Annotated in this window: 12 protein-coding genes; 5 read left to right on the top strand and 7 right to left on the bottom strand. The window is 73.3% G+C overall.

Features of this window, described 5'->3' with window-relative positions:
* Positions 1-28: 28 nt before the first annotated feature.
* Together CP980_RS25315 and dapD are read left to right on the top strand one after the other, a co-directional pair.
* Complete coding sequence (locus CP980_RS25315) at positions 29-1,300, top strand: MFS transporter (protein ID WP_150529145.1); 1,272 nt, start codon at positions 29-31, stop codon at positions 1,298-1,300.
* Positions 1,301-1,309: 9 nt separating this feature from the next.
* On the top strand, positions 1,310-2,290 hold the full coding sequence (gene dapD / locus CP980_RS25320) for a 2,3,4,5-tetrahydropyridine-2,6-dicarboxylate N-succinyltransferase (RefSeq protein ID WP_132760593.1): 981 nt from the start codon (positions 1,310-1,312) through the stop codon (positions 2,288-2,290).
* A gap of 141 nt (positions 2,291-2,431) precedes the next feature.
* Here the strand turns inward: dapD and CP980_RS25325 are convergent, their stop codons facing one another.
* The 3 genes from CP980_RS25325 to CP980_RS25335 all read right to left on the bottom strand — a co-directional run bounded on the left by CP980_RS25325 (position 2,432) and on the right by CP980_RS25335 (position 5,031).
* Positions 2,432-2,686, bottom strand: a complete 255-nt coding sequence (locus CP980_RS25325; RefSeq protein ID WP_132760592.1) for a hypothetical protein — start codon at positions 2,684-2,686, stop codon at positions 2,432-2,434.
* Positions 2,687-2,848: 162 nt separating this feature from the next.
* Positions 2,849-3,118 (bottom strand): hypothetical protein, encoded by a 270-nt coding sequence (locus CP980_RS25330; RefSeq protein WP_229907336.1) that lies wholly within the window; start codon positions 3,116-3,118, stop codon positions 2,849-2,851.
* A gap of 71 nt (positions 3,119-3,189) precedes the next feature.
* Positions 3,190-5,031, bottom strand: coding sequence for an endonuclease/exonuclease/phosphatase family protein (locus CP980_RS25335; RefSeq protein WP_150529146.1), 1,842 nt, complete (start codon positions 5,029-5,031; stop codon positions 3,190-3,192).
* A 361-nt stretch (positions 5,032-5,392) separates the two neighbouring features.
* On the opposite strand from CP980_RS25335, the gene CP980_RS25340 reads away from it, so the two are divergent.
* Both CP980_RS25340 and CP980_RS25345 read left to right on the top strand, forming a co-directional pair.
* The gene (locus CP980_RS25340; RefSeq protein ID WP_150529147.1) at positions 5,393-6,892 is read left to right on the top strand and encodes a hypothetical protein; all 1,500 of its coding nucleotides are present in this window, start codon (positions 5,393-5,395) and stop codon (positions 6,890-6,892) included.
* A 181-nt stretch (positions 6,893-7,073) separates the two neighbouring features.
* Positions 7,074-8,513, top strand: coding sequence for an alkaline phosphatase PhoX (locus CP980_RS25345; protein WP_150529148.1), 1,440 nt, complete (start codon positions 7,074-7,076; stop codon positions 8,511-8,513).
* A 67-nt stretch (positions 8,514-8,580) separates the two neighbouring features.
* Here CP980_RS25345 and CP980_RS35265 read toward each other — a convergent pair whose 3' ends face one another.
* The 4 genes from CP980_RS35265 to CP980_RS25360 form a co-directional block, all read right to left on the bottom strand.
* Complete coding sequence (locus CP980_RS35265; protein WP_165937440.1) at positions 8,581-8,757, bottom strand: hypothetical protein; 177 nt, start codon at positions 8,755-8,757, stop codon at positions 8,581-8,583.
* A 112-nt stretch (positions 8,758-8,869) separates the two neighbouring features.
* Positions 8,870-10,093, bottom strand: coding sequence for a TerD family protein (locus tag CP980_RS25350; RefSeq protein ID WP_189999061.1), 1,224 nt, complete (start codon positions 10,091-10,093; stop codon positions 8,870-8,872).
* 62 nt (positions 10,094-10,155) lie between these two features.
* On the bottom strand, positions 10,156-10,377 hold the full coding sequence (locus tag CP980_RS25355) for a hypothetical protein (RefSeq protein ID WP_132760587.1): 222 nt from the start codon (positions 10,375-10,377) through the stop codon (positions 10,156-10,158).
* Positions 10,378-10,419: 42 nt separating this feature from the next.
* Positions 10,420-11,970, bottom strand: a complete 1,551-nt coding sequence (locus tag CP980_RS25360) for an aldehyde dehydrogenase (NADP(+)) (RefSeq protein WP_150529150.1) — start codon at positions 11,968-11,970, stop codon at positions 10,420-10,422.
* Between the two features lie 146 nt (positions 11,971-12,116).
* On the opposite strand from CP980_RS25360, the gene CP980_RS25365 reads away from it, so the two are divergent.
* Positions 12,117-12,899: an IclR family transcriptional regulator gene (locus CP980_RS25365; RefSeq protein ID WP_099893457.1), complete on the top strand. Its 783-nt coding sequence runs from the start codon at positions 12,117-12,119 to the stop codon at positions 12,897-12,899.
* Positions 12,900-12,907 lie beyond the last annotated feature (8 nt).

The following is a 12,907-nucleotide window of genomic DNA, read 5'->3' on the forward strand; positions in this document are numbered from 1 at the left end:
AGGAACTTACTGCGGTTCGGGGGCGGACATGGGAATGGCGCAGGGTTTCAAGGACGTGCCCCGCGTGGTGTGGCTGCTGGCGGCGGGCGTCTTCGTCAACGCCGTCGTCAGCTTCACCTTCGTCTTCGTCTTCCTGTACCTGACCGGCCCGCGCGGCCTCGGCGCCGCCCAGGCGGGCCTGGTCACGGGCGTCGGCGGCATCGGCCTCGTCGCCGGGAACTTCACCGGCGGCTGGTACGGGGACCGCTTCGGCCACCGCCGCGTGCTGCTCGCCGCCTCCGTCGCGGGCGGCCTCGCGCTGATGTCCTTCCCGCTGCTGCCCACCGCCGCCCTCTACGCGGCCCTGCCGCTGGCCCAGTACGCCTCCGGGGTGGTCCGGGCGGCGAACTCCGCGCTGGTCGCCGTCACCGTCCCCGAGGGGGCCCGCCGCCAGGCCTTCGCCGTCGTCCGCTGCGTCTCCAACGGCGGCTTCACCCTCGGGCCGCCGCTGGGGGCCCTGCTCGCGACCGGACTCTCGTACGACTGGCTCTTCGTCGCCGACGGCCTCGGGACCCTGTTCTTCGCCCTCTGGACCGCGCGGGTCGTCCCGGCCCGGGGGGCCTCCCGCAGCGCCTCCCGCCCCGCCCCGGCCCCGGACGGGGGTCTGGGCCGGGGCGTGTGGGAGGAGCTGCGGGCCAGGCCTGCCGTACTCGTCCTGCTCGGCGCGATCCTGGTGACCGACCTCGTCTACCGCCAGCAGTACTCGATCCTCCCCGTGTACCTCGCCGACCACGGGCTCGACGTCCGCGCCTTCGGCCTCGTGATCGCCCTCAACGGGGGCGTCATCCTGCTGCTGGAGCTCCCGGCCGCCGTCGCCCTGCGCACCCGGCCCCCGCTGCCCGTCATCGGCACCGGGATCGTGCTGGTCGCAGCCGGGTACGCGGCGCTGCCGGCCGGAGCGGGGGCCGCGAGCGCGGTGGTGATGATGGTGCTGCTCAGCCTCGGCGAGATCCTGTACAAGACCACCGCGACCGCCTACGTCGCCGACCAGGCGCCCGAGCACGCCGTGGGCAGGTTCCAGAGCCTGTACGCGGGGGTCTCGGTCAGCGGGGTCGTCCTCGGGCCGCCGCTGGGCGGAGCCCTGTACGCGGCCGCGCCCGGGCTGCTGTGGCCGCTGTGCGCGGCGCTGGCGGGGTCGGCGGGCGCGGCGGTGCTGTACGTGTCACGGCGGGAGGCGCGAAGCGCCGGGGCGGGCGGGGAGCGACACGCGGCGCGACCGGCACATGAGACCGGTTCGCGACCTCGGCCCGCGGCCGGTTAGGTTTCGGGCATGACTGCTACGCGTACCACCGGCGCCGTCGCCGCCGGACTTGCCACCATCGCCTCCGACGGCACCGTCCTCGACACCTGGTTCCCCGCACCCGAGCTGGTCGCCGAGCCCGGCCCGGCCGGCACCGAGCGCCTCACCGCCGACCAGGCCGTGCAGCTCCTGGGCGCCGCCGCGGCCAAGGCGCTCCGCCTGGACGCGGTCCGCGACGTCGAGGTCGTAGCCGTCCGCACCGTGATCTCCTCCCTGGAGGACAAGCCGCTGGACGCGCACGACGCGTACCTGCGCCTGCACCTGCTCAGCCACCGCCTGGTCAAGCCGCACGGCCAGAACCTGGACGGCCTCTTCGGCCTGCTGGCCAACGTCGCCTGGACCTCGCTGGGCCCGGTCGCCGTGGACCAGGTGGAGGCCGTACGGCTGAACGCGCGCGCCGAGGGCCTGTACCTCCAGGTCTCCTCGATCGACAAGTTCCCGCGGATGACGGACTACGTCGCTCCCAAGGGCGTGCGCATCGCCGACGCCGACCGGGTCCGCCTGGGCGCGCACCTCGCCGAGGGCACCACCGTCATGCACGAGGGCTTCGTCAACTTCAACGCCGGCACCCTCGGCACCTCGATGATCGAGGGCCGCATCTCGGCCGGCGTCGTGGTCGGCAACGGCTCCGACATCGGCGGCGGCGCGTCCACGATGGGCACCCTCTCGGGCGGCGGCAAGCAGATCATCTCGATCGGCGAGCGCTGCCTGATCGGCGCCGAGGCGGGCGTGGGCATCGCCCTGGGCGACGAGTGCATCGTCGAGGCCGGCCTGTACGTGACCGCGGGCACCCGCGTCACCCTCCCGGACGGCCAGATCGTCAAGGCCCTGGAGCTCTCGGGGGCCGGCAACATCCTCTTCCGCCGCAACTCGGTCACGGGCACGGTCGAGGCCCGCCCGAACAACGCGGTCTGGGGCGGCCTGAACGAGGTCCTCCACTCCCACAACTGATCGCCGGGGCCCCGCGGGGCCCCCAGCGGTCCGGGAACGGCCGCGACGCCCTCACCTTCCCCGACAGGGGTGTGGTGAGGGCGTCGCGTTTCCATCGCCCCGGTACGCCCCTCCGCCCCGAGCGCGGAAGGACGCGGGGGGTCAGCGCAGGGGGATGGTGCGGATCAGGCCGGCGAAGGCCTCTTCCTCCGCCTCGGTCAGCTCGACCGACTCCATCGGGTGCGCGGCGGCGCCGCGCTGGGCCGGGATGACCCCGACGCCCTCGTAGGCGCCCGGCTCGGGGTGGTGGAAACGGGAGTCCCACAGCATGTGCCCGAGGCCGAGCACCCACACGAGGGCGGCCACGAGCAGGACGGCCAGGCCGATTTCCTGGGCCAGGGAGATGGAGGGGAACACGCGGTCCTCCGGGGATACGGGGGGACAGGTTCGAGTGTGGGGCCACTCAACACCACAACCCGGGTGGAATGGGTGGTGATGTGGCGAGCGTCACGCCAGGGGCGAAAGTCCCGACTTCTCCCCAGGTGTCCTCCGGCGCTCGCGCTCAGTGCGCCTCCAGGCTCAGCTTGAACCCCTCGTGGCTGCGCGCGAAGCCCAGCCGTTCGTAGAACCGGTGGGCGTCCGCCCGCCGCTTGTTGCGCGGAGGCAGCCGACCACCGCGCCGGCCGCCCCGGGCTCGCAGAGGACCAGCAGCTCGTTGCGGGCGTCCGCCTCGATCGCGGCGAAGGCCCGCTCGTGCGCCTCGCCGACCTCGGCCCGCTCCTCGCCGGCGTCCGCCGGCAGGGCCAGTACGACCGGCAGGTCCTCGCGGGTGGCAGTACGGAAGATCACGGCCGGAATTGCCGCAGGGCCCCCGGACGGGACGGCGTCCGGGGGCCCCGCTGCTCAGGACCGCACCGCGGTTACGGGCGGAAGCGCAGCACCTGCGGGTCGTGGTCGCTGTTCTGCGCCGCGAACTCCGCGTTGATGTGCACGCTGTCGTACGTGAAGTTCTTGACCGCCGGGCTGGTCAGGATCTGGTCCAGCACCTGCGCGTTGCCCTGGTACACGTACGAGTAGCGCTCCGCCTTCGGCAGCGACTTGATCGCCGAGTACAGCGCCCCGCCGTCCTCCAGCGCCTTCGCGGTGCCCGAGAACTCGAAGTCGTTGATGTCGCCGACGGCGAGCACGCTCGCGTTCTTGTCCGCGGCCAGGAGCTGCTTGACGAAGCCGTTCACGGCCTGCGCCTGGAGCAGCCGCTTGGCCTCCGAGGAGCGGACCGGGGGCTGGTGGATCGAGGTCAGGCCCTCGTCGCCGCCCTTCGAACCGAAGTGGTTGGCGATGACGAAGACCGTACGGCCGCGGAAGACGAACTCGCCGGCCAGCGGCTTGCGGCTGTCGGCCCACGCCGGGTTCGCCGGGTCGATCCGGCCGGGGGAGTGGGTCAGGGCGGCCTTGCCGTTCTCCTTGGTCACGCCGGTCGCGGTCAGCGAGTCGCCCGCGGCGCGGTCGGTGAAGGAGACGCGGGCGGGGTTGAAGAGGAACACCTGGCGGATGTTGCCGCCGGGCTCGCCGCCGTCCTTGTTGTTCTCGGGGTTGATGGTCCGCCACTCGTAGGCCGGGCCGCCCGCGGCCACGATGGCCGTGGTGAACTTCTTGATGGTCTCCTCGGCCGAGACGGTGCCGTCGTTCTTGGCGCCGTTGTTGTCCTGGATCTCCTCCAGGGCGACGATGTCGGGCGAGGCGAGGTTCTCGACGACCGCCTTGGCCAGGTTGTCGAACTTCTCCTGCGGGTCGCTCGGGTCGAGGTTCTCCACGTTGTACGTGGCCACCGCGAGCTCGCCGGGCGCTTGGGCCTTGGTCTTCTCCGGGGCGAGCGTGCCCGCCTGGACGGTGCCGAGCGTGCGGGCCACCAGGGTGTAGCCGCCGAACTGGTTGAAGTCCAGCGGGCCCTCGGTGGTGCCGGTCAGCTTGTCGCCGACGTTGGCCACCGGGAAGGGCTGCTGCGCGACCGGCGCCAGCTGCTGGATCTGCAGGCGGCCGGTGTTCTGGGACTCGTACGAGCCGTAGAGGGTGCCGCCGCGCTTGGCGGTGTTCTCCCAGCCCTTGACCGTGACCCACAGCTCCGAGTACGGGTCGGTGGCGCCGACCACGCGGGAGTTGCCGATCTTGACGTTCATGCCTTCGAGCGACTCGTAGAAGTCCAGGGCGTAGCGCGAGGGCTCCAGGGTCAGGCCGTTGATGCTGCCGGCCGCGGCCGGGTCGCCCGCCGGGGCGTACTGCGCGGGCACGTTGTACTCGTTGATCGCGGTGGCCTCGGGCAGCGCGTTGCCCGAGGAGACCACGGTCACGACCGGCTTGGAGATCTGCGAGACCGACTGGTTGCCGGAGGAGACGCCGCCGGGGACGTACTCGCCGACCAGGCCGGAGACCTTGACCGCGTCGCCGACGGCGACGGTCGGGACGGAGCTGGTGAAGACGAAGACGCCCTCGCTCGTCGCGTCGTTGTCGTCGGCGTCCGGGTCCTGCATCCAGAAGCCGCGCGAGCCGTACGTGCGCACGCCCGTCACGACGCCGGCGACATCGGCGACCTGCTTGCCGTTGAGCGGCGATATGCGGGTGGTGCCCTGGATGTCGTGGATGCGTATCGGATCGGCGGACGCGGCGCCTTCGGCCGCGTCGGCGGTGCCCGCCAGCAGGCCGGTGGCCAGGGCGGTGGCGACGAGTGCCGAGACGGCGGCGGAACGGGGATGCGAGGAGCGCATGGTCAAGAACTCCGGTGTGTGGGAGAGGAAAGCGAAGGATGTTGCGTGTGTTTGGCCGGATTCATGCGGTGCGCCACGGCCGGGCCGCGGGCGATCCACAGGAATCCCGGGGGTTCCCCATATATCTACGCGCGTCAATTTCCTGTGTGACCAGGGAAGTTGTCAAGGTCTCCAGGGGATACGGAAGCTGACTGTGGGATGAACCAAAGGAGATGGCACCCCGGGCGCGCCCGATATGCGTCTACGCTGGTGCGCCGGACGGCCGTCCCGCGGCGGCCGGACCAGCGCCCCGGGGCCCGCGCACCACCGTCCCGCGGGGCCGCGCCCCACCGCCCCACCGTGTTCGCGAGGAGACCGTCCCATGTCCGCAGAGCCGCACCCCACGCTGCCGCCGGTACGGCTGCCCTCCGATGCGGAACTGGCCCGCGACGCCCTCGGCGCCCCGCTGTTCGCCCGCGCCGTACGGCTCGCCCGCTGGGCCGGACCGCACACGCGCGTCCACACCGGCGGCGAACTCGCCGCCGATCAGCTCCCCGAGGCCGCCGCCGCGCTGGGCCTGGACCCCGCCGACGAGGAGGGCCCGGTGCTCGCGAGCCAGGCCTGGCGGGTGGCCGTGGACACCGGCCTCGTCGACGTGACCGAGCCCGATGAGGGCGGTGACGCGGACGGCGAGGGCCAGCCGGGGACCGCCGCGCCCGGCGAGGACCTGGCCTTGGTGACCGGCGGCGCTCCCGGCGAGGTGCTCGGCCTGTGGCTGGCGGCCCTGGAGACCGTGCTCGCGGACGCGGCCGTGCCCGATCTGGACGACCTCGTCGACGCGTTGGACGCGGGCGGCGAGATCGACTTCGACCGGCTGGACTGGAACCCGAGCCGCGAGGCGGACTTCCTCGACGGGGTCCTCGCCAACCTCTACCTGCTCACCGCCTCCGGGCGCGGGGCCGCGGAGAGCCCGATCCCGCTGCCGGTGCTCGCCGCCTCGATGGTCATCCCCGAGGACATGGGCGAACCGACCGACGCCGTGCTGGAGCAGGTCTCGGACGCGATGATGCGCCTGGACGACCAGTTCCGGCAGCTGGAGCCGATCGGGCTCGTCGAGTTCCGGCCGGTGGACGAGGCCCTGATGGCGGAGGCCGACGACGAGGAGTTCGCCGAGGCGGGCTCCGCTTCCGGCCCGGCCGCCGGCGGGGTCGACGACGAGGACGTCTCCCGGTACGGGCTGGTCCGGCTGACCCCGCTCGGCCTGTACGGGATCCGGGCCCGCATGCTGGAGGCCGGGGTCACCGCCCCCGCCGTCGGCGAACTGGCCGACAAGGGCGCCGACGCGCTCCTCGACGCGGTCTCCGGGTACCCCGAGGGCGCCGCCCAGGCCGAGATCGAGCAGTGGCTCGCCGGCCGCGAACCGCAGGACGCGGTCGCCGAACTGCTGTCCGCGGCCCGGGGCGCCGACGAGGGCGGCCCGCTGCGCCGGCTGCGCTGCCAGCAGGCCCTCGCCCCGGCCGGTCCGGAGGCCGAACAGGCGGTCCGCGCCGTGCTGGACGACCCGGAGCTCGGCGGGCTCGCCCGGGTCTGGCTCTCCGAGCACGGGGTGGCCGACGTACCGGCGCCGGACGAGGCCATGGTCTTCTGGCTGACCGTGGACACGATCGCGGCGCAGCTCGCGGCGGACGGGGAGACGGCGGAACTGCCCCTGCTGATGCGGTCGCTGACCGAGCACCACACGGGCTTCTTCGACCAGGTCTGGCGGGTGGACCACCCGGCGACGGCGTACGTGCTGGAGGCTATGGGCCGCATGCACCCGGACAAGAAGGCCGCCAAGGAGTCCCGCAAGGCCGCGTTCAAGGCCCGTTCGCGCCAGGGCTGACCGGTCCGGGGGCCGGGGCGGACCGGTCGGGGGCCAGGCCGGCCCACGGAGGGCGAGGGGCGGGTACGAAGGGATCCGGCCCTCCTTCGCGGGCAGTTCAGCCGGCGTTCACGTACGGGCGGGAGCGTGTGCGCCGACGACCGCACGACAGGCGCACCACCTCCCCACCCCTGGAGACCCGATGCCGCTCAGCCGTAGAGACTTCACCGCCCGCACCGTGATCGCCGGCGCGGGCGTCGCGCTCACCGGGACGGTCGGCGCGCTCGCCACCGCCCCGGGAGCGCTGGCGGCCGACGACAGCACCCGCCACGACGAGCACGGACGTCCCTGCGAGCCCGGCTACGGCCCGCTCATCGCGGACCCGGCCGGACTGCTCGCCCTCCCCGCCGGGTTCAGCTACCGCGTCATCACCCACAGCGGGGTCACCACCCTCGACTCGGGCGAGTCCACCCCGTCCAACCACGACGGCACCGCCGCCTTCGAGGGCCACCGCGGGGTCACCCTCCTGGTCAACAACCACGAGCTCAAGGGCAAGCGGGCGGACTGGGCGCACCCCGTCCCGCTCACCGAGGGCCTCGTCTACGACCCGGCCGCGGCGGGAGGCTGCACGGTCGTCGAGGTCCGGCGCGGCGGCGAGGTCGCCGAATGGGTGGGCATCGCCGGTACGTCCACCAACTGCGCGGGCGGCGCCACCCCCTGGGAGACCTGGCTGACCTGCGAGGAGACCGAGGACCTCGCCGGCAAGAACGGCATGACCAAGGACCACGGGTACGTCTTCGAGGTCGACCCCCACGACCGGCGCGCCAACCGCGACCCGAAGCCGGTCAAGGCCTTCGGCCGCTACGCCCACGAGGCCGTGGTCATCGACCCGCGCCAGGGCCACGCCTACCTGACCGAGGACGCCTCCGGCCCCAACGGGCTGCTCTACCGCTGGACCCCGCCGAGCGGTTTCCGCCACGGGCGCGGCAAGCTCCGTACGCTCGCGGCCGACGCCGGGGTGCTCGCCGCCGCCAAGTGCTTCGACAGCGCGGGCCGGTTCGTCGACGACCTTTCGCGCGCGACGAGGATCGGAACCGTCTACGGGGTCGACTGGGTGCCCGTGCCGGACCGCGACGCGCGGACGGTGTCGGTGCGCAAGCAGTTCGGCGAGGGCACGGTGACCCGCGCCCGCAAGCTGGAGGGGATGTGGTGGGCCGACGGGGGCACGTACTTCGTCTCCTCCTACGCCCGTGAGGAGAGCCCGGGCACGGCGCACGACGGCCAGGTGTGGTTCTACGACCCGAAGCGGCGCACGGTGCGGCTGACGGTGGTGCTCGGCGTGAACTCCGACCCGGCCGAGGACGGTTCCTTCGACGGCCCCGACAACATCACGGTCTCCCCGTACGGCGGTCTGGTCATCGCGGAGGACGGCAGCGGCCTGCAGCACCTGTTCGGCGCGACCGAGTCGGGGCGTACGTACCCGCTGGCGCGCAACGAGATGAACATGGGGACGGCACAGGAGCCGGAGTACTCCGAGTTCACCGGTGTGTGCTTCTCACCGGACGGGCGCACGCTGTACGCCAACATCCAGGACCCGGGCATCATGCTGGCCATCACCGGTCCGTGGCGCCGCGCCCACTGACGCGGGCGCTCACGAGCGAAGGCCGTGCCGCCGCCCGTTCACGGGGCGGTGGCACGGCCTTCCTTGCTTACTGAGCGGCGGCGGTCTCGGCGCGGCTGGCGGCGGCCCATTCCTCCAGCAGGAACTCATACGCTTCGGAGGGCCACTCGTCGTCCACCCGGGTCGCGACCAGGTGCCGTATCGCCTCGTTCGCCTCTGCGGCGGACGGGCGGGCGGGACCCGCGGGCCGGAGTGTGCTGTACATGCTTTCAAGGCTACGGGCGGGCACTGACGGTCACCCCCCTATTAGGGGTGGAATCCATCACCTCGGGGCCCATGGCGCGCCTCCTGGTCGCTCCATGTGCCCGCCCACCTGCTCAGAGTGCCTGGGAGCCCGGCTTGACCATCCCGCGCACTGTGCGGGACTTCACAAACTCTCCGATGGCCGTCATCTCCCATTCGCCCGAGAACTGCCGAATCAGCTTCGCCATCATGACCCCGGTCTGCGGCTCCGCGCCGGTGAGGTCGAAGCGGACCAGCTCCTCCCCGCTCGCCGCGTCGATCAGGCGGCAGTAGGCCTTGGCGACTTCCGTGAACTTCTGGCCGGAGAAGGAGTTGACCGTGAAGACCAGGCCCGTGGCCTCGGCGGGCAGCCGCCCGAGGTCCACGACGATCACCTCGTCGTCCCCGGCGCCCTCGCCGGTGAGGTTGTCGCCGGAGTGCTTGATGGCGCCGTTCAGGATGGACAGCTTGCCGAAGTAGCAGCTGTCGATGTGGTTGCGCTGGGGGCCGTACGCGATGACGGAGGCGTCGAGGTCGATGTCCCGGCCGCGGAACGCCGGCTCCCAGCCCAGGCCCATCTTCACCTGGGAGAGCAGCGGGCGGCCGTTCTTGACCAGGGACACGGTCTGGTTCTTCTGGAGGCTGACCCGGCCCTTGTCGAGGTTGATCTTCCCGGTGCCGGGCGCGGCCGCCGGGGCCGCCGCGGGAGCGGTCGCGGGCGGGGCGGGCGGCGCGGGGGGCGTCGCGGACGCCGGGGCGCTCGGCCAGGAGGAGGGGGCGGGCGCCGCGGGGGCCTGCGGGGCGGCCGCAGGCGGCGCGGCGGGCTCCTCGTCCACCGAGACCCCGAAGTCGGTCGCGATCCCGGCCAGGCCGTTCGCGTACCCCTGGCCGACCGCGCGCACCTTCCACACGCCTCCGCGCTGGTAGACCTCGACGACCACGAGCGCGGTCTCGGTGCCCAGCTGCGGCGGGGTGAAGCTGGCGATCACCGCGCCGGTCTCCGCGTGCCGCACGGTGGCGGTGGGCTCGATGCCCTGGAAGGTCTGGCCCGCGGCGTCCGGGCTGGCCGTGACCACGATCCGCTCGATGCCCGGCGGCAGGGCGCCCGTGTCCACGGTGATCGAGTCCGGCGCCGCGCCGCCGCCCGACCGGTAGCTGACACCGGGGCCGGACGGCTGGTTGTAGAAGATGAAGTCGGCGTCGGAGCGCACCTTGCCGTTCGCCGCGAGGAGCAGTCCCGACACGTCGAGCCGCACCGGGGCAGCCACGTCCACCGTCACGCGGACGGTGTTGAGCGGCAGGTTGGAACCTGGGGTCATAGCGGTCATGCCCGGAGAACGACCGGAGGTGCTTTGCCGTTCCCTTACCCTCGCGGCGGATTTCAGCGCCGGTTGCGGGGGTGGTTCTTCGCCGTGCGCTCGTTGCCGAACTTGTAGGCGCCCGTCCAGCGGGCCATCACGAGCTGCGCGTCCCCCGACTCCACCTCGGCGAGGAACTTCTCGGCCCGGCCGCCGCGCAGGGTGCTCGCGGCCCGCCCCTGGTGCGTGATGACCACGCTCCCGTCGGCGCGCTGTTCGTACGTGAATCCGTGGGGTCTCGGCATGAGCGGCAGCCTGCCCCCGCGCGGCGGGGGCGGGCAACGCAATTACGCGGGGCGGGTCTCCGCTCCGGGCGCGGCGGGGGTGACGCGGCGCGGCAGGCCCAGCGGGTTCGCCTCGCGCAGCTCCTGCGGAAGCAGCGGGTCCGGCACCGACTGGTAGACCACCGGCCGCAGCCACCGCTCGATGGCGGTGCCGCCGACCGAGGTGGAGTGCGAGGTGGCCGCCGGGTACGGGCCGCCGTGGTGCTGGGCCGGGGCCACCGCGACCCCGGTCGGCCAGCCGTTGACCAGGATCCGCCCGGCCAGCGCCGTGACGTGCGCGATCAGCTCCGCCGCCGGGCCGGGGCCGCCGCCGGCCTCGGCCGCGGAGAGCTGGAGCGTGGCGCTCAGGTTCCCGGGGAGCAGGCCGAGCACCGACTCCGCCTCGCCCTGGTCCCCGTACCGTACGACCACGGTCACCGGTCCGAAGCACTCCTCCAGCAGCACCTCGTACGCCCCGCCCTCCAGCAGGCTCCCGGCCGGCACGGTCAGGTATCCCGCGCCGACGGTGTGCTCACCGCCGGAGCCCGGGGTGACGGGCGCCTCGACCCCGGGCAGCGCGGCGCGCTCGCGGACGCCGGAGACGAAGTTCTCCCGCATCCGGTGGTCGAGCAGGACGCCCGGCTCGGTCTCGCCGAGCGCCTTGGTCAGCGCTGCGGTGAGCCGGTCGCCGTCCGCGCCCTCGGGAACCAGGACCAGGCCCGGCTTGACGCAGAACTGGCCGAGCCCGAGGGTGACCGAGCCCGCGAGCCCGGCGGCGATCTCCTCGGCGCGCTCGGCGGCGGCCGCGGGGGTGACCACGACGGGGTTGAGGGAGCCGAGCTCGCCGTGGAACGGGATGGGTACGGGCCGGGCGGCGGCCGCGTCGAACAGGGCCCGTCCGCCCCGGATGGAACCGGTGAACCCGGCGGCGGTGACGAGGGGGTGGCGGATCAGCTCCAGCCCGGCGTCGAACCCGTGGACGACGGAGACCACTTCGGGGGGCAGTCCGGCCGAGGCGGCCGCCCGGCGCAGCAGCGAGGCGCACAGCTCGGAGGTGGCCGGGTGGTCGGGGTGCGCCTTGACGACCACCGGGCAGCCGGCGGCCAGCGCGCTCGCGGTGTCCCCGCCGGGGACGGAGAAGGCGAGCGGGAAGTTGGAGGCGGCGTAGACCGCGACCACGCCCAGCGGCACCTTGTAGCGGCGCAGTTCGGGGCGCGGGGGGACGGCGCCCGCGTCGGGGCGGTCGATGCGGATGTCGAGGTAGGAGCCCTCGTCCACGGCGTCGGCGAAGGCGCGCAGCTGGCCGGTGGTGCGGGCGAGTTCGCCGGTGAGCCGGCCGGGCCCGAGGGCGGTCTCGGCGTCGGCGGCCTCGATGACGTGGGCCGCTGCCTCGTCCAGCAGTGCGGCGGCCGCGCGCAGGAACCGCGCGCGGGCGGTGCGGTCGGCGAGGGCGCCGCGGGCCGCGTGGGCGGCGCGTACGGCCTCGTCCACCTCGCCGGACGTGGCCTCGACGGCGACTTGTTCGCGCTGCTTCCCGGTGCGGGGGTCCACACTCCAGACTGGTGTTGCTGCCATGGCGCACTGCCTCCTGGATCTCGCTGACCCGCGCGGTGGCGTTCAGTATTCTGAACGCCGTTCCGATGGATGGATGATCACATCCGTTCCGGACTCTATTTCCGGGTCTTCCGCGTTGACAAGGGACAAGAGGGGCAAGAAGGCGAATGACCACTGGTGAAGCGGGCGGATCCGGAGCGCCGGCGGCCGTCAAGTCGGCCGTTCGCACCGTCCTGTTGCTGGAGCACTTCGCGGCGCGGCCCGGACTGCACAGCCTGGCCGACATCCAGCACGACCTCGGGCTGCCCAAGTCCAGCCTCTACATGCTGCTGCGCACGCTGGTGAACCTGGGGTGGGTGGAGACGGACGCGACGGGCACGCGGTACGGCATCGGCGTACGGGCCCTGCTCGTCGGCAGCTCGTACATCGACGGGGACGAGGTCGTCGCCGCGGCCCGGCCCACCCTGGACCGCCTCTCCGACGACACCACCGAGACCATCCACCTGGCCCGCAGGGACGGCACGAGCGTGGTCTACCTGGCCACCCGCCCGTCCCAGCACTACCTGCGGCCCTTCACCCGGGTCGGGCGGCGGCTGCCGGTGCACTCGACCGCGCTCGGCAAGGCGCTGCTGGCGACCCACTCCGACGACGAGGTGCGGGCGCTGCTGCCGCGGCGGCTGGAGGCGGTCACCGAGCACACGATCACCGACCGGGAGCAGCTGGTCGAGGAGCTGGCGCTGGTGCGGGAGCAGGGCTATGCGGTGGACCGGGAGGAGAACACGCTCGGGCTGCGCTGCTTCGGGGTGGCGGTCCCGTACCGGACCCCGGCCCGGGACGCGGTGAGCTGCTCGGTGCCGGTGGCCCGGCTGACGGCGGAGCACGAACAGCGGATCAAGGCGGCGCTGTTCGAGGCGCGGGACCGGCTGTCGGTGGCGACCCGGCGGATGTGAGCCGGCGG

The sequence above is a fragment of the Streptomyces vinaceus genome, from assembly GCF_008704935.1.
Lineage (GTDB): Bacteria > Actinomycetota > Actinomycetes > Streptomycetales > Streptomycetaceae > Streptomyces > Streptomyces vinaceus.